The sequence below is a fragment of the Pseudarthrobacter sp. GQ63 genome, from assembly GCF_059758765.1.
On the sequence record NZ_JCAXEF010000010.1, the window covers coordinates 60,860 to 84,639 of the forward strand.

Below are 23,780 nucleotides of genomic sequence, written 5' to 3' on the forward strand. Positions count from 1 at the left end.
GGCCTGGCCGCCGGCGGTAGAGTCTGGTCACGTGAAGACGCTCGGAGTGGACCTGGCCGCGGCTGCCAAAAAGACGGCCGTGGCCGTCATCGAGTGGAGCCGCGGATCAGCCCGGCTGGTGCACCTCGGCCTGGACGTGCAGGACCAGGAAATCGTTTCCCTCTTCGGCGCCAGCGACATGACCGGCGTGGACTGCCCGGTTGGCTGGCCGGACGCCCTCATTCCCTTCCTGGCCGGGCACCTTGCCTTCGACGCCGGACCCGTGCTGGAGCACGACGGGATAGAGGGACGGCGGCTGCTGGCCTACCGGGACACGGACCGCTTCGTCACGGGCCGGACGGGCCTGATTCCGCTCAGTGTTTCCGCTGACAGGCTGGCGCATCCCGCCATGCGGTGCGCCGTGATCCAGGCAAAGATCGCAGCGCTCCATGGGCCGCAGCCCAGGGACGGTTCCGGACGCCTTGCGGAGGTCTATCCGGCCGCGTCGCTGAAAGTGTGGGGCCTGAACGCCCGGGGCTACAAGGGACGCGGCAGCTCCGAGGCGGGGCGGCTTGCCGCGCTCCTCGGCACCCTGAGGGAGCAGGCTCCCTGGCTGGACCTGGACGGCTACGGGGACCGGTTGGCCGCCTCGGACGACATGTTCGACGCCGTCATCGCCTCGCTCACGGCCCGGGCCGTTGCCCTCGGGCTGACGGCCGGTCCTGACGACGCGCACGCCGCAGCCGCCCGCACCGAGGGCTGGATCCACCTGCCGTCCTGCGGCCTCGACGGACTGGCCGCCTAGACGGGGCTAGCCGAGGGTCCAGTTCCGGATCTCTTCCGGGTCCTCACCGTGCGTGCGGGTGTGTTCGCGCGCCCGCATCCGCCGGTCCTGGAGGCTCTGGCGGAGGGATGAATGCCGCTCGGCCAGCCCGGGCACGCGGTCGATGGCGTCGATGGCCAGCTGGAACCGGTCAATACCGTTCAGCATCGCCATGTCGAACGGCGTGGTGGTGGTTCCCTCTTCCTTGTAGCCCCGCACGTGCAGCCCGTCCTGGTTGTTGCGGCGGTAGGCAAGCCGGTGGATGAGCGCGGGATAGCCGTGGTAGGCGAAAATGATGGGCTTGTCCGCCGTGAAGATCCCGTCGAAGTCCCGCGCCGGAAGCCCGTGGGGGTGCTCGCTCTCGTCCTGGAGCCGCATCAGGTCCACTACGTTCACCACCCGGACCTTCAGCCCCGGCGCGCCCTCCTTCAGCAGTTCCGCCGCGGCCACGGTCTCCACGGTGGGGACGTCGCCCGCGCAGGCCATCACGACGTCGGGCTCCTCGCCGGGCACCTCGGACCCCGCGAAGTCCCAGATGCCCAGCCCCCTGCGGCAGTGGTTGGCGGCGTCGGCCGGGCCCAGCCACGTGGGCGAGGGCTGCTTGCCGCTGACCACGATGTTCACGTAGTCCGTGGAGGCCAGGCAGTGGGCCATAACGCACAGCAGGGTGTTGGCGTCGGCCGGCAGGTACACCCGGATGACCTCCGCCTTCTTGTTCACGGCGTGGTCAATGAATCCGGGGTCCTGGTGCGAGAACCCGTTATGGTCCTGCTGCCAGACGTGGGAGGACAGCAGGTAGTTCAGCGAGGGTACCGGCTGGCGCCACGGCAACTGCCGGTGCACCTTCAGCCATTTGGCGTGCTGGTTGAACATGGAGTCGACAATGTGGATGAAGGCCTCGTAGCAGCTGAAGACGCCGTGCCGGCCGGTCAGGAGGTAGCCCTCCAGCCAGCCCTGGCACAGATGTTCGCTGAGCACCTCCATCACCCTGCCGGACCGCGCGAGGTTCTCGTCGACGTCGTCAATCCGGTACTGCCACACCTTGTCGGTGGCCTCGTAGACGTTCTGCAGGCGGTTGGACGCGGTCTCGTCCGGGCCGAAGAGCCGGAAATTTTCCATGTTCAGCGAGATGACGTCCCGCATCCACGAGCCGAGCGTGATCATCGGGCTGACGCGGTCCGTTCCGGGCTCCGGGACCTCGACGGCGTGGTCCCGGTACGCGGGCAGCTTCAGCGCCTTGCGGAGCAGGCCGCCGTTGGCATGCGGCGTGGCGCTCATCCTCAAGGAGCCGGTGGGGGCGGCCACGGCGACGTCGGGCCGGAGCCGGCCGTCGCCGTCGAACAATTCCGCAGGCCGGTAGGACTGCAGCCACTCTTCCAGCTGCTTCAGATGCTCCCCGTTGGTGCGGACCTCAGAGAGCGGAACCTGGTGGCTCCGCCACGTCCCTTCCACCTGCAGCCCGTCCACCACGCGGGGTCCCGTCCAACCTTTCGGCGAGCGCAGGACGATCATGGGCCAGCGCGGGGCACCGTCCAACTCGTCCGTTCCGGCCTCCGGCGCCCGGCGCGATTCCTGGATGGCTCGGATGCCGGCAAGGCTGCGGTCCGTTGCTTCGGCGAAGTCCCTGTGCGCCTGTTCGGTGTTGTCCGGATCCTTCACCGTGACGAAATACGGCTCATGGCCGTACCCGCGCAGGAGCTGTTCCAGCTGCTGCTCCGGCATGCGCGCCAGGATGGTGGGGTTGGCGATCTTGTAGCCGTTCAGGTGCAGGATGGGCAGCACGGCACCGTCCGCGGCAGGATCCAGGAAGTTGTGGGAGTGCCAGCTGGCGGCGAGCGGGCCGGTTTCGGCTTCCCCGTCGCCAATGACGACGGCGGTGACCAGCTGGGGATTGTCCAGCACCGATCCGTAAGCGTGGGCCAGGGAGTACCCGAGTTCACCACCTTCGCTAATGGACCCGGGGGTCTCGGGGGCGGCGTGGCTGGGGATGCCGCCCGGGTAGGAAAACTGCCGGAAGAGCTCTGCCATGCCGTCGGCGTCGTTGCCCACGTGCCCGTAGATCTCGGAGTAGGTGCCTTCCAGCCAGGCGTTTGCGACGACGGCGGGGCCGCCATGGCCGGGACCTGCCACGAAGAGCATCTCGGCGGAGTCGCGGCGGATGACGCGGTTCAGGTGGGCATAGACGAAATTCAGGCCGGGGGTGGTGCCCCAGTGGCCCAGCAGCCGGGACTTCGTGTGCTCGGCTTTCAGCGGTTCGCGCAGCAGCGGGTTGGAGCGGAGATAGATCTGCCCGACGGACAGGTAGTTGGCGGCGCGCCACCAGCGGTCCACAAGCTCAAGTTCGTCGTGCCCCATGCTGCTGGTCATAACCGTCCTCACGTAGCGTGTTCCCCCGCTGTCGCCATGAGGCAGGTGCGGCCGTTCCCCCATCGCACCAGATGGGCCAGCCCGAGGCAACCCCGCTTGCCCTGGGGCTGCTACCAACCGGTAGTCTTTGGATTCAAATGTTCACGCTGACAATCAACCAGACGGATAGCCGGCGCGATGGCGACCGCGTGCCGCAGCTGCTCAAGGACCTGCGGCATATTCCTGCGCGCCTCGACTTCGACCGGTCGGTGGAGGACGAGGTCCAGGGCATCGTGGACTGCCCGCACCAGGCGGTGGAGGCAGCGATGATCGCCCTGCGGTGCGGTTCCTGGTACGTGGGGATCGGCGTCGGGCCCGTCAACGAGCCGCTGCCCAACCAGATCAAGGACGCCTCGGGCCACGGGCTGGTGTACGCGCGGCGGGCCGTGGACCGGCTCCGCAACAGCAAGGAGCGGGTGCCCGTTGCGGTGGAGGGGCCGCTGGCGGACATAGCCCACGACGCCGAGGCCGTGCTGCGGCTGCTGGGGCATATTGTGCGGGACCGCTCCGGGGCCGAGTGGCGGGTGCTGGACCTGATGACCCCCGGCGTCCGCGGCCAGCAGAAGGCGGTGGCCCAGGAGCTGGGCATTACCACGCAGGCCGTCAGCAAGGCAGTGGCGCGGGCGCAGTGGAATGAGGAGCACGCCGCACGGCCTGCGGCGGCGAGGCTGCTGGCCCTGATCCTCGAGGTGCGCTAGCGGCTGCCTGCCTTACCGCTGCGTTGCGGCCATCACCGGTTCGCCGTTGAAGTACTCCAGCTGCCAGCCGTCGATGGCATGGTGGTGCGCCAGGTTCAGGACCGCGTTGTCGATGCTGGTCAGGGTGCTCCCTACGGCGCGGCTGAGGCTGACCCGCAGGAGCGTCCCGTGCGCGACGACGAGGAGCCGGCTGCCGCGGAATTCCTCGGCGAGTGCCTCCAGGGCTGCCAGTCCCCGGTCCGCTGCCTCGTCCTCGCTTTCGGCGCCCCGGAAGCCGCCGGGAATGCGCAACGCTTCCAGTTCGGGACCCGCCTGCATGCCCTCGGCCGGGCCAAAGCTGCGCTCCGTCAGTTCCGGGACGCGGCGGACATCGCTGAGGCCCAGCCCGGCCGCGATCAGGTCCGCGGTTTCGGCGGCCCTGCTCAGGGGCGAGGACGCGATCGCGTCCCATTCGTAGGCGGACAGCACCGCGACGGCGTCGCGTGCCTGGGCCCGGCCGACGTCGTTCAGGGGAATGTCGGTGGATCCCTGCAGCCGGCGCTGCGCGTTCCAGTCTGTCTGGCCGTGGCGAATGAGGGCGAACGTCGTGAGGGTCATGCTGTCCATTCTGCCTTGTACTGCGTTAGAGCAGGCTGCGCAGCACGTGGGCGGCACCGTCGTCGAACACTGAGTGGGTGACCTCGTCCGCAGCGGCGATGACTTCCTCGGGCGCCTGACCCATCGCCACTCCCCGCCCGGCCCAGGTGAGCATCTCGATGTCGTTGCGGCCGTCGCCGATGGCCACCGTGAGGTGCTGTTCAATGCCGAGCCTCCCACGGAGGTTCTCCAGCGCACTCGCTTTGGTCACGCCGGCGGCGGCGATGTCCAGCCAGGCCGTCCAGCCCACGGAGTAGGTGACTCCGGCGAGGCCGATGTGCTCGATCGCTTCGTTGAACTCTTCCGGGGTGTTCTCCGTGCTGAAGACCACCACGCGCACGGCCGTGGCTTCGAGCATGGTGTGGAAATCGACACCGACAGCCTCGACGCCAAAACTGGGATCCTGGAAGCGCTCGGTGGACAGGAAGTTCCCGTCAGCATCCTCCAGCGCATACTTGGCCGAGGGAAGCCGTTCCCGGAGCGCCCGGAGGGCGGGTCCTGGGTCGAAGGTGGCTTTGTGGATGACCTCGTAACCGCCGTCCAGCCCGGGGTGCAGGCGGAGGGTGACACCGCCGTTGCAGCAGACAGCGTAGCCGCGCTCGATCCCGATCTTCTCGATGATGGGCAGTGTGGCGTTGAGGGACCGGCCGGTGGCGATCATGACCTCGTGCCCGGCAGCCACTACTGCCTGCGCCGATTCGCGGACGCCCGGGGACATGTGGCCGTCGTGGTCAACCAGCGTGCCGTCCACGTCCAGGGCGACCATGAGCTTGTGCCCGTTGGTGTTTTCGTTGTCTCGCCGGTCATCGTTGCCGGCGACTGAGGTTTCAGTCAGCGTTGTCATTCACATAGTGAACCAGACGACCCCCGGCGGCGCTAGGACGCAGGCCACAGATATGTTGAACTCCGCATTAACACTTGTTGTTTGGCTGCAACCATGTGGGTACCGCCTTGCGGGACACCACCTGGCGGACAGTGCACCCCGGAGTTCGCTGGTGCGTTGACCGCTCCGGGGTGCCCACCGCTATTTGCAGTTATCCACATTCACCCGCTCCACGGTTCAACCGTCCTGCGGGCAGCCTGACGATAGTCCCATGCAGTTGATTCATGCCGGCAACGTCCGGCGCAGCACGGGAGACGTCCGCTCGCTCAGCCGCCGCTATGCCCGCGGCGAGCTGGTCCGCGTCAGGAAGGGCGTCTATGCATCGAAAGAAGAGTGGATTTCGCTGCCGCCGTGGGAAAGGTACCGCCAGACAGTCCTGGCTGTGGATCTTGAACTGCCGCAGTCAACGTTGTGCCTGCATACGGCTGCTGTTGTGTGGGACCTGAATCTCCTGGAAGTGCCGGGCTTCGTTCACCTGTCAGGAGCATCGAGGGGCCACGTCGGCCGCAGCGTGCCAACAACTTCCGCCGCACCACGATCATCGGGTGAAACCGGACTGGAACGGATCACCTCCTACGGCGTCCGCCGGCACCCCGGACCAACAGCAGCGGTACGCCACAAAAACCTCCTGGTGACGCCCTTACCGGAGACAGTGGTGGGCGTCATTGCCAAGGAAAACTTCGCTGCCGGAGTGGTCCTGGCCGACCACGCCATGAGCCGGCGGCGGGCTTCTGGCCCCCATCTGGGCAGAGAGGATCTGCTCAGGCAGGCCTCCCTGCTCACTTCGGAGGCAAGGCGCAGATGGGTCACGCAGGTCCTCGATTTCGCGGGGACGGACGCGGAGTCCCCGGGCGAGTCACTGAGCAGGGCACAAATGCACGTTCTCGGGTTCCCGGCTCCCCTTCTGCAGGCAAGAGTGCATGTGGAAGGGGTCCTCATTGCTCGAACTGACTTCCTCTGGCCCCGCCACCGGTTGATTGGGGAGTTCGACGGCGACGCCAAGTATCTGCGCGACGAGTACCTCGGAGTTCAAACGGCGCGCCAGGCCGTCCTGGCGGAGAAGAAGCGCGAGGACAAACTCCGGGCGGCGGGGTTTCGTGTAGTCCGATGGGACTGGGCGACAGCCTCTGATCCTGCGCGGTTTGAAGCATGCCTGCGGCAGGCGGGCTTAACGAACAGCCCCAGCAATACAAGAAGCACCCGCCTGTAGACGTGGCACCCGCGGGTTCGGGGGTGCCACGTCCATACGCGGGTGCAACCCGGGCGCAGGAGGAGTGGGAGCTACAGGACCGGGAGGACCTCAAGGCCGCCCAGGTACTTCTGCAGCGCCTTGGGCACGTTGACCGAACCGTCCGCGTTCTGGTGGTGCTCCAGCAGCGCCACAATCCAGCGGGTGGTGGCCAGCGTGCCGTTCAGGGTGGCTACAGCGCGGGTGCCCTTGGTAACCCCCTCCGGATTCACTGCTCGTTCGCGTATGTTCAGGCGGCGGGCCTGGAAGGTGGTGCAGTTGGACGTGGAGGTCAGCTCACGGTACGCGCCCTGCGTGGGGACCCAGGCCTCGCAGTCGTACTTCCGTGCGGCGGACGTGCCAAGGTCGCCGGCTGCAGTGTCGATCACCCGGTAGGGCAGCTCGCACTTGGCCAGCATTTCCTCTTCCCACGCCAGCAGCCGCTGGTGCTCGGCGGCTGCCTCTTCCACCGTGGTGTAAATGAACATTTCCACCTTGTTGAACTGGTGGACCCGGATGATGCCGCGGGTGTCCTTGCCGTGCGAGCCGGCTTCGCGGCGGTAGCAGGAGCTCTGGCCCGCGTAGCGGATGGGGCCGGCGGAGAAGTCCAGGATCTCGTCCGCGTGGTACCCGGCCAGCGCAACTTCCGAGGTGCCCACCAGGTAAAGGTCGTCTTCGGCAAGCCGGTAGATCTCGGCGTCGTGCTTTACATCGAAGCCCGTGCCCTGCATGGTCTCCGGGCGCACCAGCGTGGGCGTGATCATCGGGACGAAGCCGGCTTGGATGGCCTGGTCCATGGCCATCTGCAGCAGCGCCATCTCCAGCCGGGCACCAACGCCGCGGAGGAAGTAGAAGCGGGCACCGGAAACCTTGGCGCCGCGCTCCATGTCAATGGCGCCGATCAGTTCACCGATTTCCAGGTGGTCCCTGGGCTCAAAGTCGGGGAATTCACGCGGCGTGCCCACCGTCTTGACCACCACATAGTCGTCCTCGCCGCCCTCGGGAACGCCGTCCTCAATGACATTGGGGATGGTGCGCAGCAGCTCATCCTGCTTGCTCTGCGCGGCGTCGGCCTCGGCGGAGGCAGCCTTGACCGCGTTGGCCAGTTCCTTGACCTCGGCCAGCAGGGCCTTCTTCTCGTCGCCCTTCGCCTGCGCCACCTTCTTGCCGAACGCGTTCTGCTCTGCCCGGAGGTTCTCGAAGCGGATCAGCGCCGCCCGGCGGGCGGAATCCGCGGAGATGATCGCGTCCACCACTGACTCGTCCGCGCGGCGGGCGCGCTGGCTGGCACGGTATTTGTCCGGGTTTTCGCTGAGGTCTTTTACGTCGATCACCACACAAGGGTATCCAATCCCGCGCACGACGGCGGGCGGCAGCGGACGTGCGGGCCCGCCTGGCTTCCGCCGGGCTACTGTTGAGGCACCATGAGCGACTGGATCCTGTACCTGCTGACCGGGGTGGCCCTTGCGTTTGCCATCTCCAGCTGGTGGGGCGTCCGCAGGCTCAAGGCCCTGCATATCCGCAGTACCGTGGGCGGCGATGCCCAGGATCCGGGCCTCACGGAACAGCGTGTCGCGGTGATCCTCAACCCCATCAAGGCACAGTCGGACGAAGCGAAACGCCTCATCCAGCGCGGCTGCCTGGCGGCAGGCTGGGAAGATCCCGTCTTTTTCGAGACGACGGCGGAGGACCCCGGCTACTCACAGGTGGCGGCCGCCCTCGCGTACAAGCCCGACGTCGTCCTGGTGGGCGGCGGCGACGGGACCGTCCGCGTGGTGGCCGAGTCCCTCGTGCACACCAACGTGGCCATGGGTCTGATCCCGCTGGGCACCGGCAACCTCCTGGCACGGAACGTGGAGCTGAACCTGAACGACCTGCACGCCAACGTCAACACCGCCCTGTTCGGCCGGCAGCGCCATATCGACACTGCCCGGATGGGCATCGAAAACTCACGCACCGGCGTCTCCTCCGAGCACGTGTTCCTGGTGATCGCCGGTATAGGCATGGATGCCGAAATCCTCGCCGACACCAACGACGGGCTGAAAAAAGCGGTGGGCTGGCTGGCATATACCGAGGCAGGCATGCGGCACTTGCCCGGGCGCCGGAAAAAGGTCTCGATCTCCCTGGACGGCAGCCCGGAGCAGGTCCGGAACATCCGCAGCGTCTTGTTCGCGAACTGTGGCCTGATTCCGGGCGGCATCGACTTCATTCCGCAGGCCATGATTGACGACGGCATGCTGGACGTGGTGGTCATGAGCCCCCGCAGTGCCCTCGGCTGGCTGCTGATGTACGTCAAGATCATGTTCAAGCACAGCGGGAAACTGCCCGTCATGACCGTCTACCGGTCCGGGAGGGTGGTCATCAAATGCCCCGAACCGATGGCCATCCAGTTGGACGGAGACACGGCCGGTGAAGCCACCAGGCTCACCGTCCAGGTGGAGCCGCGGTCCCTGCTGATCCGGGTCAAGGGCCAGGATTAGCGGCTATTCGCTTTTGCGCTTCTTCTCCTCGGCCGCCTTCGCCGCCGCGTGGGCCTCGGACTGCTCACGGATCATGGCCTGCTCTTCCTCAAACCGCAGGCGGTCAGCACGGTCGGCGTCGTCCCCGTCCCAGTCCTGGTTGTCGGCAGTGGGCCGGGGGTTGACGATCATCCCCTGGCCGTCGTTTTCGGTGCCGCTGGCAGTCATGACGCGCTCCCTTCGTTAGGGGCCATCCCCCGTGTGGATCAAGTAAGCATACGCATTGTCCACAACCCGCGGAAGTAGTTGGAACGGCATTCACCTACGCTTTGGGCGAAGCGGGGGAACCGCTTTCGGCGGGCTCAGCTGCGGGCCGGAGAATGCCCGCCACCCAGGCCCGTGCCGCCCGGAAGGCTTGGTCAGCAGTGTGCGGCTCTACCCGCGCAGCCTGCATGTCGGCCCGGGGATATGACCCCAGGAAGCGGGTGGCTGGACTGATGCGGTGGATCCCGGCCAGGGCGTCGGCCATCCGTTCGTCGCCCACGTGCCCGTCGGCGTCGATGCTGAAGAAGTAGTCCCCCAGGTACTGTCCGGTGGGCCGGGACTCAATGCGGCTGAGGTTCACCCCGCGGCTGGCGAACTGGTCGAGGATTTCCATCAGGGCGCCGGGCCGGTCTTCGGGGAGAGGGACCACCAGCGTGGTTTTGTCCGCACCTGTGCGTGGGGGCAGGACACCCGGCCGGCTGACCAGGATAAAGCGGGTCACGGCGTCCGGATTGTCACCGATGTCTTCAGCCAGCACCGCCAGTCCGGGCTGCTCCCGGGCCACCAGCGGAGCGCAGATGGCGGCGTCATAATGGCAGTCTTCCTCGAGGAGCCCCATTGCCGAGGCAGCCGTGGATGGGCCGGGTACGTATTCGGCTGACGGAATGTTCGCATCCATCCACAGGCGGCACTGGGCCCAGGCATGGCCGTGGGTTGATACCCGCCGCACGTCGGCCAGGCGGACACCGGGCCTTGCGACCAGCACGAAGCTGATGGGCACCAGGACTTCGCGGATGATCCGCAGCTCGCCACCCCCGGCGATCGCGTCCAGGGTGGCGGTGACGCCTCCTTCAACGGAGTTTTCGATCGGGACCATCGCGGCGTGGACTGATCCGTCGCGCACCCAGTCCAGTGCAGCGTTGACGTTCGACGCCGGGACCCGGGTGGCCTGCGCAGCGTCCGGCACCTGCAGGAGGGCTGCCTCGGTGAAGGTACCCTGTGGCCCCAGGAAGGCATAGGTGGAGGAGGACGCGGACATACACATTCCTTTATCGGTATAAGCGCCGACGGGAGGCACCGGCAGAAGCGGCAGCGGTGACGTGCCCGATTCCTGGCGTCCCTGCTAGAGCACCATCGGCTTCAGGCCGTTGTCCGAGACAAGCGGCTTGCCGGCCTCCAGCCACATGTCCATCCCGCCGGAAACGTTGATAGCGGTGTATCCCTGGCCGGTGAGCCACTGGGCAGCGCGGAACGAGCGCCCGCCGGTGCGGCAGATGACGTAGACATCCTCGTCCGGATCGAGTTCATCCAGCCGCGCCGGGAGTTGGTCCATGGGAATGTGGAGGGCACCATCTGCATGGCCCGCCACCCACTCATAGTCCTCCCGGACGTCAAGGATGACGGCGTCATCGGGGATGTCGCCGACGGGGACGTTGTCGAAATCGCTCATGGAGGGTCCTGCCTTCGCGGATCGGTGTCGGATTAAAGCCTAGTACTTCCGCCTCCACCTGGTGGCGGGCCAGGCCCACGTTAAGCTTCTGAGTGACCCTAGGAGGAACCGTTGTTCCCTGAGCAGCCCGCCCTGGCCACTGCGGGAAGCCGAAGCTTCCCGCCCCGGCACTGCCCTGACGTGGAGGCGTGCGGCCTTGACTGAACTCCACGAACTGCCGGCCGCCGCCCTTCGGGACCTCCTGCGGGAGGGGCGCGTGTCAGCAGCGGAGGCCGCGGCGCATTTCCTCGCCCGGATCGAACAGCAGAACCCGCTGCTGGGAGCTTTCATTACGGTGACGGCGGAACAGGCGATGGCTGACGCCCGCACCGCCGACTCGGTGCGTTCCAGCATCCCCTCCGGGGAACTGCCCCTGCTCCACGGCATGCCCCTGGCGTTCAAGGACCTCACCGACGTGGCAGGGGTGGTGACCACCCACGGCAGCGCGGCCCTGGACCACAAGCCTGCGCCCGCGGACGGGCCGTTGGTTGCCCTGTTCAAGGAATCGGGCGTGACCCCGCTGGGCAAGACCCAGGTTCCCGAATTCGGACTGACGGCCTACAGCGAAAACCGGATCGCGCCGCCGTCGCGCAATCCCCATGCCCTGAGCAGGAGCTCAGGCGGCTCCTCCGGCGGCAGCGCTGCGGCCGTGGCCGCAGGACTGCTGCCCTTCGCCCCGGGCACCGACGGCGGCGGCTCGGTGCGGATCCCCGCAGCCGCCTGCGGGCTGCTAGGGCTCAAGCCGGGCCGCGGCGTGGTTCCTGCCGGTGAAAGCGTTGGTGATCCCGCGCGTCTGGTGGTGGCCGGTCCGATTGCCCGGGACTCCGTAGATGCGGCGCTCATGATGGACGCCCTGGCGGCACCTGACGCGGCGGGCAGGCCGGATGGTGGCTACCTTGCAGCGGTGGGCCTGGAGCCCCCGCGGCTGCGGATCGGCATCAGCCTGGACAGCCCGTGGTCCGGCACCTTCCCGTTCGTCCCGGAGCAGGAGGCGCTGGATGCCCTCCGGGTGGGCGGGGACCTCCTGGAGCATGCCGGGCATGCCCTCAGCGAAGCTTCCATCCGGTACGACAACCGGTACCCGGACGCCTTCACGTCGGCATGGACGGCAGCCGTGGGCGCGGCCAGGATCAGCCCCCACCGGGAGGCCCTGCTGGCACCCCTCACGCGCACCTTCCGGCGCCGCGCCCAGCAGCGGAGCCCGGCCAAGCTCGCCGAGTCCCTGGCGTTCCTGCGGCAGTTCCAGCATGACACTGCGGCGCAGTACGCGCAGTGGGACCTGATGCTCATGCCGTCGCTCGCCCAGGCACCGCGCCCTGTGGGTTGGTTTACCGGCGCCATGCACGGCACTGACCGGTGGCCCTCGGCGCAGTGGCCGGGAGATGCTGACGGCGATTACCGCAAACAGTGCGAATACGCGCCCTGGTCCTCCATGGTGAACGTCTGCGGACTGCCGGCCATCACGATCCCTGTGCATTGGACCGGCGGGGCCCCACGGCAGGGGCTGCCGATGGGAATACAGCTTGTGGGTCCTCCGGGATCGGAGTCCCTCCTGCTGCAGGTGGCGCGCCAGCTGGGGTTCTGACCAGCATATTTGTGCAGCCGGGTCCGTTATTGACCTCCTCCTAACGCCGGCTTAATACGCCTGTAACCCGTGGGGAGCAGACTTGTGGACGTGCCAGGCCGCGGCACCCTTCCGCCAGCCACTGCTCGACGAGGAGTTCCCTTATGAAAGCTGAAAATCCCAGCACGGCTGCCGGAGAGGTGCGCCCTCAACCGGACGGAGCCAGGCCGGACCTCAGCAACGCCACTATCAGGGAGGACCTCGCCTGGCGGGGCCGCTGCGCCCTGGTCCATCTCCCCACCGGACGGACCTGCCTCCTGCCACTCCGGCACCATGGAGCGTGCGAGTTCCACCGCCCGCAGGAAGCCGACGACGTCGTCGCCGGCGGGTGACAGCGCTGAAGGGCACCAGCGCCGGAAGCCGGGCCAGGGCCTTGCGCAAAAGTGTCGACTCCGCCGCGGATCAGGAGGACGATTAAAGGGCAGTCACTGTGAGGAGGTCTGTGATGTGCTATTCATCCAGCAAGGACTTCGGGTGGGGCATCAGGAAAGAAGCCGAGAGCAAGCCCGAGGCAAAGCACGAAGCCCCGGCGGAAACTCCGGAGAAGCCGGTCAAGGCGCAGGACTTCACGTTCTGGGCATTCCCAGGCTGGCGGAAGACGCGGACGCCGGGCACCCCTTCAGCCGAACGGAGCAAGGAGAAGGTCTGAGGCCGCGCCAAGGTCAACGGAAGGGTCTTCACTGAAGGCCCTTCCGCTGTTCCCAGGCTGGCGGCGGGCCGGAGCGGCGCGCGCCCCGCATTGTGCTGCGGCAAACCCTCCCACTATGGTTGAACCATAAGCATGCTTATTATCCGCACGTGACGAAGGGAACCAGCATGAGTACCGGAAACTACCCATCCGCAGGACAGCCGGAACCGGGAACCGGGAACCATGCCGGCGTCCCCCCGGCACCGGCCCGCACGCCCTCCCCCGTGGATTCCACTGCGGACTCCGCACTCACCCGTCCGGACGCGCCCCGGCCAGCCGGAACCGGCACGCCTGGGCCACAGCCGTCGTCCGCTGCGGACCAGCCAAGGGTGACCCGGGCAGGGGTGGTGTGGGCAGCCGTCGTAGCGGCCCTGGTGCTCCTGATCCTGTTGATCATCTTCATCCTCCAGAACCAGGACCAGGTGGCAGTGCGGTACTTCGGCCTGGAAGGCCTTGTGCCGCTGGGCATGGCGCTGTTTATTGCCAGCGTGACCGGAGGGGTCTTGGTTGCCATGGCCGGCGGTGCCCGCATCCTCCAGCTCCGCAGGAACGCCCACCGCGCACGGCTGCGGCAACGGAAGTAGCGCCGCAGCGCAGCCAGGCACTGCGAAGTCTCCCGTAGAGCGCAGCCCGGCTGGAGTCCGACGGCGGCCCCAGCGCGGCGCGGTCAGCTCACCGTGCGCCGATCGCGCCTTGTTGAACGGGCTCTGTTGAACAGGCTCTCTCCGCGATGTGCATGTCTGCGGGGAGGTGATGGCACGGGAGATCAAGGAGCCGCGGTGTCCACGGCGATGAGGTGCGCGCGGTCACCGGGCCAGGCCGCCAAAAAGCTGTTGACCGGGCCTTTCGGCGATCCTAAAATCTGGACATCGCATGAGCCTGCCCCCTGGTGTTCGCAGGCATCTTTCCGTCGAGGTGCCTCCGGGCGCCTTTCACTTCCCTTCATAATGCACAGGGCTTAGACCCTTAGCGGAAGCACTGATGATGTCCACAGTCCATGGCACCAACCGGGAACTGGAAATAGAACAGGCGCTGCACGGGCTGCGCGCCAGGCTGTCGGGATCCCTGATCGAGCCGCATGATCCGTTATACGAGGAAGCCCGGCCGGTATGGAACGGCATGATCGATCTCCGGCCACGCGCCGTCGTCCGTGCCGGGGCGATAACCGACATCGACGCCGTGCTGGACGCCGTCCGGCGAAGCGGCCTGGCGCTGGCCGTCCGTGGCGGCGGGCACAACGTCGCCGGACACGGCAGTGTTGACGGCGGGCTGGTGCTGGACCTGGGACCGCTGAAGCACGTCCATGTGGACGCCGGGAGCAGGCTGGTGACCGTGGAACCCGGAGCCACCCTTGCCGATGTCGACCACGCAACTGCCGCGCACAACCTTGCCGTCCCGCTGGGAGTGATCAGCGGAACAGGCGTTGCGGGGCTTGCCCTCGGCGGCGGCGTGGGATGGCTGACACGCTCCAGCGGCCTGACCCTGGACAACCTGGAATCCGTGGACGTGGTCACCGCCACCGGGGAACACCTGCGCGCCAGCATGCAGGAGAATCCTGAGCTGTTCTGGGGGCTGCGCGGCGGCGGCGGAAACTTCGGGGTGGCATCCTCCTTCACCTTCCGTGCCCGCCCCCTGCCGCCCCAGCCGCTGGGAGGGAACCTGTTCTACCGCCCGGAACACTGGCGCAACGCCCTCCTGGCTTTTGCCGCCTGGACCCGGGACCTGCCGGACGGGATGAATCCGATCATCTCGTTCCTTGTCTTCCCGGCGGAGTTCGGGATGGGCAGCGACCCGTGGATGATCATCGGGTTCGTGTGGGTGGCGGAGGACCAGCAGGCAGGGCTTGCCCTGGTTGACCAGCTCCGGGCCGCCGCCCCGCCTGACGAAGAGGAAGTTGGCCCTACCTCTTGGCTTGACTGGCAGAGCGCCATGGACAGCGTGTTTCCCAAAGGTTCGCGCGGCTATTGGAAGAACGTCTCCTTTTCGCGGCTGGACGGGGAGTCAGTGGATGTCCTGCTGAGTTTCGCCTCCGAGCTGGCATGGGAGGGTACCGGCATTGACATCCACCACATGGAGGGGGCGTTCGGGCGGGTACCGGAGGATGCAACAGCGTTCCCCAACCGTTCTGCCCGCTACTGGCTCAATGTCTACGGCTTCTGGCGGGACCCCTCCGAGGACGAGCGGCTGACCGCGTTCGCACGGAAAGCCTACGGGCTCATGCGGCCGTTCGCGGAGCACGGCGAGTACGTCAACTTCCTTGGCGCCGAGGTGGGGCCGAGGGACGTGGACGCCGCCCGAGCAGCGTACGGACCGGAGAAGTTCCGGCGCCTGGCGGCCCTCAAGGACCGCTACGATCCGCACAACCTCTTCCGCCTCAACCACAACATCCCGCCAACGGAGGCGCCCATGTGATGGGGGTGAGCGGCCCTAGAACGTGTACGTCGGACCGCTGGTGGAACTGGCGATCGCCAGGCCTATGATGGCCAGCAGCCAGAACGCGCCGTAGCCCAGGAGGCACAGGTAGCCCAGGACCAGCCCGGCAATGGACATACCCCTGCCGGACGGTTCGCGTTTGAGCGCCATGTGGCCGGTGATGATTGCTGCAATCTGCGGTAGCAGGAGCCAGCCCATAATCACCGAGGCGATGCCGCACACCATGCTGGCGATGCTCAGCGTCTTCGGTTCGGCCTGCATGCCGTAGTACCCCTGCGGGGCGTACGGGCCGGCCGGCTGGCCATAGGGGGAGGGTTGCTGGTTGTAGGGGCTCGGCGGCTGGCCGTAGGCACCGCCATACTGGCCGGGTTCGCCGTACGCGCCCTGCCCGTAGCTGCTCCCGCGGCCATCGTGTCCGTAGCTGTCCTGCCCGAGCCCGCCCTGCTCGTAGCTGCCCTGCCCGTAGGGCGGCGCGGACGGCGACTGGCTGCCGTAGGGCGGCGCGAACCGGGGCGGTTCAAGGCCGGACGGCGTGCTGGAGTCGGGTTGGCCGGATTCGGGCCGCTGGCTGGGCTGGTCAGACATGGTTCCCCCTAGGAATCTTGATCCCAGCCTACCCCCGCCCAGGGGCGGATCTATTGCCCCCAATAGGGCAATATGTACACCGCAAAGATGACGAACGCCGCCAGCAGGGCCAAGCGTCCGGCCCCGCCGGTACCGTGCCGGCGGGCCTTTGGAGCCGCGCGGTGACCCGCTGGACGGTAGCCTTCCCCGGCCCCGGCGGCCGAAGGGTTGCCCCGGGCCACCGGACGCGCTGACGAACCCGTCCTGAGGGCGGGAGTTCCGGCATTCGTGGGTGGCGCCGCGGGCGGGACCACCGTGCCCGGGCGGACGTGCCGGAACGCCATGATGCCCGGTTCCTGTTCATGGGTGAGGTCCTGGCCGAGCTGCGCGTACAGTCCCGCCACGGTCCGCTGGTCCAGCACCTGCGGCAGGGCTTCGATGGCACCCACCACACGCTGTGTACCGGCCACCGCCACATCCGAGGCTGTCACCCCAAACAGGTCCGGCTGGGCAGCCATACAGATCAGGGGGCGGACCAGCCGCCGGTACGGAGGCGACACCACGGACGACACCGCGGCACATTGGGCCAGCGCGCCTTCCACAGCCTGCGTCCGTGCGTACCGCCCCTGCCAGAGCACCCCGGACAACACCCGGACCTCGCCGGTCCAGTTCTTGCAGTCGACCACCACCACTCCGCCAGGCCCCACGAGGACGTGGTCCAGGTTGGCCTTCGGCCGGCCGGGCCAGTGCACGTCATGGAGCACGTACCAGCCACGCGGGACCAGCTCGCCCAGCTTCTCCGCCACCATCTTCTCGCTGACGGCATCCGCGTCCCAGGGCTTCGTGGCGCCTTCGGCCTCGTCCAGCCGGCGCTTGAGCCTGGCCACCCTTTCGGCGGCCAGCCTGGACTGCTCGGCTTTCCCGTCTCCTGCCCCCATGGCCGCCCCTGCTTCCCTGCCGGAAGGACGACGGCGGGGGGCCGCCGTCGTGCCTTGCTCTCGGATGATTTCCCCGACTTTTTCGAAAGTAACAGGGCGTGCGGCGGCCGGTATATAAGTACTTTGGTGGGGTCTGTACTCAGGTTGACTACTCGTTTGATGACGATCTTCCGTCACAGGCCGGACACAGTGGCCGGATTCCGGACGGAACGTTTTGACTCAGGTCCCTGTCTGGCATGCTGGTGGCATGGCTAGCCGCGCGGGCACAGTTGCCCAACCCCAGGACCTTGTTGACATCACTGCGCTCCTTGACGCGTATTACGACATCACGCCCGATCTGGGTGATCCCGGCCAGCGCGTGGCGTTCGGCACGTCCGGACACCGCGGCTCCAGCCTGAAGGCGTCGTTCAACGAGCAACACATCGTTGCCATCACCCAGGCCATCGTGGAGTACCGGGCTGGGCAGGGCATCACCGGGCCGCTGTTCCTGGCCAAGGACACGCACGCCCTCAGCGAGCCCGCGCAGAACTCCGCGCTCGAGGTCCTGGCCGCCAACGGCGTCCAGGTCCTCGTTGACGCCCGCCACGGCTACACCCCCACGCCGGCGCTCAGCCATGCAATCCTCACCTACAACCGGAACGCCGGCGCCGGCGCCCCGCAGGCAGACGGCATCGTTGTCACGCCGAGCCACAACCCGCCGGCAGACGGCGGCTTCAAGTACAACCCGCCGCACGGCGGCCCGGCCGATTCGGATGCCACCGGCTGGATCGCCAACCGCGCCAACGAGCTTCTGGAGAACGGCCTGCGCGGGGTGAAGCGGATTCCGCTGGCCGATGCCCAGGCTGCGGACACCACCGGCAAGTTCGACTTCCTCAGCAGCTACGTGGACGACCTACCCGCCGTCCTGAACCTGGACGCCATCCGCAACGCCGGCGTGCGCATCGGCGCCGACCCCATGGGCGGTGCATCCGTGGACTACTGGGGCGAGATCGGAGAGCGCCACCACCTGGACCTCACCGTGGTGAACCCCACCGTGGATCCACAGTGGGCCTTCATGACCCTGGACTGGGACGAGAAGATCCGGATGGACTGCTCCTCCCCGGCCGCCATGGCCTCGCTGATCCAGCGGATGGCTGCCGGTGCGGACGGGACCGCAGCATACGACGTCGCCACCGGCAACGATGCCGACGCTGACCGGCACGGCATCGTCACCCCGGACGGCGGCTTGATGAACCCCAACCACTACCTCGCCGTCGCCATCGATTACCTCTACCGCAACCGCAGCGGCTGGAACCCGGCCTCCGTGGTGGGAAAGACCCTGGTGTCGTCCTCCATCATCGACCGGGTAGCCCAGAGCCTGGGCCGGAAGCTCGTGGAGGTTCCGGTCGGATTCAAGTGGTTCGTGCCGGGCCTGCTCTCCGGTGAGGGCGCCTTCGGCGGCGAGGAATCGGCCGGCGCTTCCTTCAACAAGCTGGACGGCAGCGTCTGGACCACGGACAAGGACGGCATCCTGCTGGCCCTGCTCGCCTCGGAAATCACGGCGGTCACCGGCAAGTCCCCGTCCCAGCTCTACAAGGGCCTGACGGACCAGTTCGGCGCCCCCGTCTACGCCCGCATTGACGCAGCAGCCACGCGGGAGCAGAAGTCGGCACTCGGCAAGCTGTCGCCGTCGGACGTCACCGCCACAAGCCTGGCCGGGGAACCCATCCTGGCCAAGCTGACCGAGGCGCCCGGCAACGGCGCGTCCATCGGCGGTCTCAAGGTGGTCACGGAGAACGCCTGGTTCGCCGCCCGCCCGTCCGGTACTGAGGACGTCTACAAGATCTACGCCGAGTCTTTCAAGGGCGAGGAGCACCTCAAGCAGGTCCAGGCGGAAGCCAAGGCACTGGTGGACAGCGTCATCGCCTAGCTGCCCCGGTTTCCGGCAGGCTCCAGAGCTGCAGGATGCGCCGGACGGTGCGGTCACCGTCCGGCGCCATGTCCACCAGCGCCACCCGGTCAAGCACCAGGGTGTCGCCCGGGTGCAGCCGGCGGCCGTGCAGGTGGGAGATGTGCGGCCGGTAGCCGGACCTGGTGTGGGCCGGCGTGAGGATCCTGCCGCCGGCGCTTTCGACGCCCGTGGCCAACTGCTCGTGCAGGGCCTGCAGGTCCGGCTGCGGCTGGACAAGGCTGACGGGCACGGAGCCGTTCCGGCCGAAACCCGCGTCCTCCCCCACCGTCAGCGCGGCGCCCAGTGCCTTCTCCGCGGGTGGCCCGGCAAGCGCCGCAACCTGTCCGGCAACGGCGTTGTCGACGTCGAACCTCAACAGTGTGATGTGCAGGGGCCACTGCGTCCGCGGGAAGACCTGGCCTTCAGCGACCGGCTCCACGAATGCGACGAGGACGAAGTTCCGCATCCGCCCAGTGTGCCACTCCCCTATGCCCGCCCGCGCGCCCCAACGCTCTCTCATTTAATGCGCCTTAACCGCCATCGCTCTCTCACGCATGAGAGAGCGATGGCCGAAAGGGTGCATTAAGTGAGAGAGCGTCCTAGACGGTGCGGACGACGTCCTCGTAGGAGAACTTGGGCTTGGCTTCGCCCCAGGCGTCCGCGGCAGGCTGGCCGATGTTGACCACCAGGAAGCTCTTCTGGCCGCCCGCGGGGAAGAACGCCTCATCGATGGCACCGAAGTCGGCGCCGGTCATGGGGCCCGCGGAGAACCCGAGCGAGCGGACGGCCAGGATGAAGTAGCCGGCCTGCAGGTGCGCGTTGTTGTTGCCCGTGGCGGCGGCGAGTTCCGGGTTGGCGTCGTACATGGCCTTGGGGGCGTTGTAGCCGGGGAGGAAGGTGTCCCACTGGCCCGCCCAGTTGGTGTCGTAGCTGAGGATGGCCACCAGCGGGGCGGAAGCGGTCTTGGCGCGGTTGCCTGCCATGAGGGCGTCAACCAGCTTGGCGCGGGCTTCGTCCGAGCGGACATAGGTCACGCGCAGCGGCTGGGAGTTGAAAGCCGTGGGGCCGAACTTGGTGAGCTCGTAGATGGCCTGCGCCTGCTCGTCGGTCACCTCGCCGGTAAACGAGTTGGCGGTGCGGGCCTGCGCGAAAATAGCGTCGACAGCGGCCGGATCGATAACCGCTTCTTCGTGGGCAATGGTCATTGGCTTACCTTTCGCTGCTCGTCCCCGTTTGCTGCGGGGCTTTCAATGGTTGCAACTTCAACCAGCCGTGTCCTCTTCCCGCGACGGCCCGTGACATCGGACACAGCAGTCCGTGGGCGGGGCGCGGGCGGTATCCTTGTCCCAGTTAATCTCCGCCCTCCGCGGCACCCCCCGAAAGCCCCGAAAGGCCTCCCGCCCATGAGCATGCTCGGAATCAAATGGAAGCTGCACGGCACAGGCAAGTCCATCAAGCCAGGGCACGTGGTGGCCCCCGATGAGCGCCTGGCCTGGCCGCTGACCATCGGCGTGGGCATGCAGCACGTAGTGGCCATGTTCGGCGCCACGTTCCTGGTGCCCATCATCACCGGAATGCCGCCTGCCACCACACTGTTCTTCTCCGGCATCGGAACGCTGCTCTTCCTGGTGATCACCAAGGGCCGGGTTCCCAGCTACCTCGGCTCAAGCTTCGCGTTCATCGCGCCCATCATGGCGTCCCAGCAGCAGTTCGGCGTGCCGGGAGCCCTGGGCGGCGTGGTCCTGGCCGGCGCGGCCCTGGCCCTGGTGGGTGCCATCGTCCAGAAGTTCGGCGCAGGATGGATCAACCGGCTGATGCCGCCCATCGTCACCGGCGCCATCGTGGCGCTGATCGGGCTCAACCTCGCACCGGCGGCCAAGCAGAATTTCGACGCCGCCCCCGTCACCGCCGTGGTCACGCTGGCCACCATCATCCTGGTCAGCGTGCTGTTCCGCGGGATCCTGGGCCGCCTCAGCATCCTGGTGGGCGTGGTGGTGGGCTACCTTGTGGCGATGCTGCGCGGCGAGGTGAGCTACGACAAGATGGAGGCCGCGGCCTGGGTGGGCCTGCCACAGTTCCAGACTCCCGAGTTCCATGTGGGCGTCCTGGGCCTGTTCGTGCCCGTGGTTCTGGTCCTGGTGGCGGAGAACATCGGCCACGTGAAGTCCGTTGCGGCAATGACCGGCCAGAACCTCGACGGCGTGTCCGGCCGGGCGCTGATGGCTGACGGTGCCGCCACCGTCCTGGCCGGCTTCGGCGGCGGCTCCGGCACCACCACCTACGCCGAAAATATCGGCGTCATGGCCGCCACCAAGGTTTATTCGACGGCGGCCTACTGGGTGGCAGGCGTCTTCGCCATCATCCTGAGCTTCTCCCCCAAGTTCGGCGAGCTCATCGCCACCGTCCCGGCCGGAGTGCTGGGCGGCGCGGCCACCATGCTGTACGGCATGATCGGTATCCTCGGCGTGAAGATCTGGGTGCAGAACAAGGTGAACTTCTCGAACCCGGTGAACCTGACCACCGCTGCGGTGGCCCTCATCATCGGCATCGCGGACTACACCTGGACCATCGGTGACCTGACGTTCACCGGCATCGCACTGGGGTCAGCCGCGGCCCTGGTGATCTACCACGGCATGAAGGCCATCGCGAAGGCCCGGGGCACCGCAGCCGAGCCCGAAACCGAGCAGGCGGGGCTGCCTCCCCAGGCCAAGGCTGCGGGGAACGCTGCCGCCAGGCGCGCCCCGAAAAAGCGCTAGGCCTCCTTCAGGGACAAAGGCTCGGCCGGCAGTCCCTGCGGATGGACGATTGGCAGGTGCCCGTGCCCGAAGACGGGCCCGGGACGCGGACGTTTGGGAACCAGCGGGGGCTCCGCGGGGTGCCTGACCTGGCGGATTGCCCAGGGAACCAGGTATTCGCGAGCCCAGGCGATGTCCTTGGCCCGGGCTTCCTTCCAGTTATGCGGTTGAAGTGCCTTGGGCTGCAACGGTTCAAGGCTGTGGGGAACGTCCAGGGCCTGCAGCACTCCCAAGGCGATGGTGTGGTGGCCCAGCGGCGAGAAGTGCAGACGGTCAGGGTCCCACATGCCAGGCCTGGTGAGGTCGCGCAGGCACCACAGGTCAACCATCACAGCGTTGTGCCGGGACGCCACGACGTGGAGGTTTTCGTTGAGGATGGCCACTTTGCCGCGTATCTGGCCGAAGACCGGGGTGGCGCCCCAGTCGGGGCCGGCGAAGAGGACCACGGTGGCCCCGGAGCGGGTGAGCTGCTCTACGCCGGCGTCAATCTTTTCAGCCAGCTTGTCCGGATCGCTGCGGCGGAACACAATGTCGTTGCCGCCGGCGGACAGCGTCACCAGGTCAGGCTGTGCGGCCAGCGCCGGGCCCACCTGCTGATCCAGGATCTGCTGCAGCCGCAGGCCCCGGATCGCGAGGTTGGCGTAGGCAAAATCAGGCTGTCCCGCGCTGAGCTCCTCGGCCACCCGGTCAGCCCAGCCCCGCAGCCCGCCCTGGTTCTTGGGCTCGGGGTCCCCCACCCCCTCCGTGAAGGAGTCGCCGAGGGCCACATAGCGGTGCCAGGGGTGCTCCCCTAATCCAGGAGCCTGTTCCACCGGGCGTGCCACATCCAGGCCAACCGGCCGGCCGGGCGACTGCTCCTGCTTCGGCGTTGTCATGCCGTCCTCCCTTCCGCTGTGCGGGATGCGTCCTTGCCCCGCCTGGCTCTCCGCCGGCGGGGCTGTTCCTCCTGCTCCAGCTCGGCCGGGGGCAGCAGGCGGAAGTCCGCGACGCCGTCGGGCGTTCCCTGCCTGAGTCCGGCGGGCTCCCTGCCGGGCTCCCCGGGCATGGGGTTCTCCCGCCCGGGACCCGGCGCAACAACGTTCAGCGCGGCATCGCGCAGGTCGAGTTCGTGGTGCACCGCCTGTGTCTGCAGGAACCGCAGTGCCCCCTCGCGGCTGAGGCCGTACTCGTCCATGAGACTGCGCACCGCCAGGTCCACCAGGACAAGGGAACTTTGCACGACGGCGATGCCTGCTTTGGCCTCGGCGCGTTCGGCTGTCCGCACCACAACACGCAGGGCCCGGGCCACCTGGTGCGCGTAGCTGCGGCTCCGGAGGAGGTCGTCGCTGCTGAAAGCGTGCGGGAGCGCGGCGTAGAGGTTGATGGCGGCGCTCGTCCCGCCCTCGGAGGCGATGGGCATGGACAGGAGTGACTGGATCCCGTGGCCGGCGGCCGCGCTGGCGTACCCGGGCCAGCGCCGGTCCCGGCTGACGTCGGACAGCAGCACGAATTCGCCGGTTCGGAGGGCTTCCAGGGCCGGCCCGTCAGCAAAGGAGCACTGTTCCTGGTTTGCTTCGAGTGCTTTCTCGGTGCTGGCGGCGACAGTGCGTGCCTGTCCCAGGCGGAAGAGCGTGGCCGCCCAGCTGATACCGCGCTGCTCACCCTTGATGTCCGCCATGAAGTCACGGGTGACTTCCCAGAGGTACGTTTCGACGTCCTTGCTGTCGAAGACCTGTTCCGGGGGTACTGGAAGGGGTCCCCAGCCGAGCTGCGCTGCGGGTTCAGCCGCCATGATTTACGCCTTGGTTGAAGCGCTCCGGCCTACTGCAAAACCTCTTTCTAAGAATACGTCGCCCGCGCGTTTCAAGGGAGGGGCAGTGCGCGTCAGCCTGCGGGGTTCACGCCGCGGATACGACGCCGAAGACAACGCCCACCGGACATGCCGAAGGCCCCCGCCCGGGGTT

24 protein-coding genes are annotated in these 23,780 nt (G+C 67.5%); 11 read left to right on the plus strand and 13 right to left on the minus strand.

Features of this window, described 5'->3' with window-relative positions; genetic code table 11:
• Nucleotides 1–31: 31 nt before the first annotated feature.
• Nucleotides 32–784 carry a DUF429 domain-containing protein gene (locus AC6CHP_RS15650; protein WP_498230853.1) on the plus strand — a complete coding sequence of 251 codons (753 nt, stop codon included), beginning with the start codon at nt 32–34 and terminating at the stop codon, nt 782–784.
• Nucleotides 785–790: 6 nt separating this feature from the next.
• Here the strand turns inward: AC6CHP_RS15650 and AC6CHP_RS15655 are convergent, their stop codons facing one another.
• Entirely contained in the window at nt 791–3,169 is a 2,379-nt protein-coding gene (locus AC6CHP_RS15655) for a phosphoketolase family protein (RefSeq protein ID WP_498230855.1), read from the minus strand.
• A gap of 137 nt (nt 3,170–3,306) precedes the next feature.
• Here AC6CHP_RS15655 and AC6CHP_RS15660 point away from each other — a divergent pair, with 137 nt between their 5' ends.
• Nucleotides 3,307–3,906, plus strand: a complete 600-nt coding sequence (locus AC6CHP_RS15660; protein ID WP_066273089.1) for a hypothetical protein — start codon at nt 3,307–3,309, stop codon at nt 3,904–3,906.
• Between the two features lie 12 nt (nt 3,907–3,918).
• Here AC6CHP_RS15660 and AC6CHP_RS15665 read toward each other — a convergent pair whose 3' ends face one another.
• Nucleotides 3,919–4,503, minus strand: a complete 585-nt coding sequence (locus AC6CHP_RS15665; protein WP_104185716.1) for a histidine phosphatase family protein — start codon at nt 4,501–4,503, stop codon at nt 3,919–3,921.
• A 25-nt stretch (nt 4,504–4,528) separates the two neighbouring features.
• Nucleotides 4,529–5,386, minus strand: coding sequence for an HAD family hydrolase (locus AC6CHP_RS15670; RefSeq protein ID WP_188728862.1), 858 nt, complete (start codon nt 5,384–5,386; stop codon nt 4,529–4,531).
• Between the two features lie 250 nt (nt 5,387–5,636).
• Here AC6CHP_RS15670 and AC6CHP_RS15675 point away from each other — a divergent pair, with 250 nt between their 5' ends.
• Entirely contained in the window at nt 5,637–6,635 is a 999-nt protein-coding gene (locus tag AC6CHP_RS15675; protein WP_498230858.1) for a PDDEXK family nuclease, read from the plus strand.
• A 71-nt stretch (nt 6,636–6,706) separates the two neighbouring features.
• Here the strand turns inward: AC6CHP_RS15675 and serS are convergent, their stop codons facing one another.
• Complete coding sequence (gene serS / locus AC6CHP_RS15680; protein ID WP_188728858.1) at nt 6,707–7,987, minus strand: serine--tRNA ligase; 1,281 nt, start codon at nt 7,985–7,987, stop codon at nt 6,707–6,709.
• A 90-nt stretch (nt 7,988–8,077) separates the two neighbouring features.
• On the opposite strand from serS, the gene AC6CHP_RS15685 reads away from it, so the two are divergent.
• Nucleotides 8,078–9,133, plus strand: a complete 1,056-nt coding sequence (locus AC6CHP_RS15685; protein WP_188728856.1) for a diacylglycerol/lipid kinase family protein — start codon at nt 8,078–8,080, stop codon at nt 9,131–9,133.
• A gap of 3 nt (nt 9,134–9,136) precedes the next feature.
• Here the strand turns inward: AC6CHP_RS15685 and AC6CHP_RS15690 are convergent, their stop codons facing one another.
• The 3 genes from AC6CHP_RS15690 to AC6CHP_RS15700 form a co-directional block, all read right to left on the minus strand.
• Entirely contained in the window at nt 9,137–9,340 is a 204-nt protein-coding gene (locus AC6CHP_RS15690; protein WP_059319417.1) for a hypothetical protein, read from the minus strand.
• Nucleotides 9,341–9,434: 94 nt separating this feature from the next.
• Nucleotides 9,435–10,415, minus strand: coding sequence for a prephenate dehydratase (gene pheA, locus AC6CHP_RS15695; RefSeq protein ID WP_188728854.1), 981 nt, complete (start codon nt 10,413–10,415; stop codon nt 9,435–9,437).
• Nucleotides 10,416–10,499: 84 nt separating this feature from the next.
• The gene (locus AC6CHP_RS15700) at nt 10,500–10,826 is read right to left on the minus strand and encodes a rhodanese-like domain-containing protein (RefSeq protein ID WP_174178959.1); all 327 of its coding nucleotides are present in this window, start codon (nt 10,824–10,826) and stop codon (nt 10,500–10,502) included.
• 196 nt (nt 10,827–11,022) lie between these two features.
• Between AC6CHP_RS15700 and AC6CHP_RS15705 the strand changes: the two genes are divergently transcribed.
• From AC6CHP_RS15705 to AC6CHP_RS15725, 5 genes are all read left to right on the plus strand, one after another.
• On the plus strand, nt 11,023–12,450 hold the full coding sequence (locus tag AC6CHP_RS15705) for an amidase (RefSeq protein ID WP_498230861.1): 1,428 nt from the start codon (nt 11,023–11,025) through the stop codon (nt 12,448–12,450).
• Nucleotides 12,451–12,593: 143 nt separating this feature from the next.
• Entirely contained in the window at nt 12,594–12,821 is a 228-nt protein-coding gene (locus AC6CHP_RS15710) for a hypothetical protein (RefSeq protein WP_427117607.1), read from the plus strand.
• Between the two features lie 113 nt (nt 12,822–12,934).
• On the plus strand, nt 12,935–13,138 hold the full coding sequence (locus tag AC6CHP_RS15715; protein ID WP_377195631.1) for a hypothetical protein: 204 nt from the start codon (nt 12,935–12,937) through the stop codon (nt 13,136–13,138).
• A gap of 167 nt (nt 13,139–13,305) precedes the next feature.
• A complete protein-coding gene (locus AC6CHP_RS15720; protein WP_229675266.1) occupies nt 13,306–13,761 on the plus strand; it encodes a LapA family protein in 456 nt (151 codons plus the stop codon).
• 400 nt (nt 13,762–14,161) lie between these two features.
• On the plus strand, nt 14,162–15,589 hold the full coding sequence (locus AC6CHP_RS15725; RefSeq protein WP_188729211.1) for an FAD-binding oxidoreductase: 1,428 nt from the start codon (nt 14,162–14,164) through the stop codon (nt 15,587–15,589).
• Nucleotides 15,590–15,604: 15 nt separating this feature from the next.
• On the opposite strand, the gene AC6CHP_RS15730 is transcribed toward AC6CHP_RS15725, so the two are convergent.
• Both AC6CHP_RS15730 and AC6CHP_RS15735 read right to left on the minus strand, forming a co-directional pair.
• The gene (locus AC6CHP_RS15730; protein ID WP_498230864.1) at nt 15,605–16,195 is read right to left on the minus strand and encodes a DUF4190 domain-containing protein; all 591 of its coding nucleotides are present in this window, start codon (nt 16,193–16,195) and stop codon (nt 15,605–15,607) included.
• A gap of 50 nt (nt 16,196–16,245) precedes the next feature.
• The gene (locus AC6CHP_RS15735) at nt 16,246–17,112 is read right to left on the minus strand and encodes an NERD domain-containing protein (protein WP_498230866.1); all 867 of its coding nucleotides are present in this window, start codon (nt 17,110–17,112) and stop codon (nt 16,246–16,248) included.
• A 247-nt stretch (nt 17,113–17,359) separates the two neighbouring features.
• Between AC6CHP_RS15735 and pgm the strand changes: the two genes are divergently transcribed.
• A complete protein-coding gene (gene pgm, locus AC6CHP_RS15740) occupies nt 17,360–19,021 on the plus strand; it encodes a phosphoglucomutase (alpha-D-glucose-1,6-bisphosphate-dependent) (protein ID WP_498230868.1) in 1,662 nt (553 codons plus the stop codon).
• On the opposite strand, the gene AC6CHP_RS15745 is transcribed toward pgm, so the two are convergent.
• Both AC6CHP_RS15745 and AC6CHP_RS15750 read right to left on the minus strand, forming a co-directional pair.
• Nucleotides 19,011–19,508 carry a 2'-5' RNA ligase family protein gene (locus tag AC6CHP_RS15745; RefSeq protein ID WP_188728843.1) on the minus strand — a complete coding sequence of 166 codons (498 nt, stop codon included), beginning with the start codon at nt 19,506–19,508 and terminating at the stop codon, nt 19,011–19,013. The two genes, pgm and AC6CHP_RS15745, sit on opposite strands and share 11 nt — an antisense overlap.
• Before the next feature lie 133 nt (nt 19,509–19,641).
• Entirely contained in the window at nt 19,642–20,247 is a 606-nt protein-coding gene (locus AC6CHP_RS15750) for a malonic semialdehyde reductase (protein ID WP_188728841.1), read from the minus strand.
• Between the two features lie 198 nt (nt 20,248–20,445).
• On the opposite strand from AC6CHP_RS15750, the gene AC6CHP_RS15755 reads away from it, so the two are divergent.
• The gene (locus AC6CHP_RS15755) at nt 20,446–21,798 is read left to right on the plus strand and encodes a uracil-xanthine permease family protein (RefSeq protein WP_188728839.1); all 1,353 of its coding nucleotides are present in this window, start codon (nt 20,446–20,448) and stop codon (nt 21,796–21,798) included.
• Here AC6CHP_RS15755 and AC6CHP_RS15760 read toward each other — a convergent pair.
• On the minus strand, nt 21,795–22,712 hold the full coding sequence (locus AC6CHP_RS15760; RefSeq protein ID WP_377195636.1) for an SGNH/GDSL hydrolase family protein: 918 nt from the start codon (nt 22,710–22,712) through the stop codon (nt 21,795–21,797). The two genes, AC6CHP_RS15755 and AC6CHP_RS15760, sit on opposite strands and share 4 nt — an antisense overlap.
• Nucleotides 22,709–23,608 (minus strand): GAF domain-containing protein, encoded by a 900-nt coding sequence (locus AC6CHP_RS15765; protein WP_377195637.1) that lies wholly within the window; start codon nt 23,606–23,608, stop codon nt 22,709–22,711. The genes AC6CHP_RS15760 and AC6CHP_RS15765 overlap by 4 nt, the downstream gene beginning before the upstream one ends.
• Nucleotides 23,609–23,780: the final 172 nt, after the last annotated feature.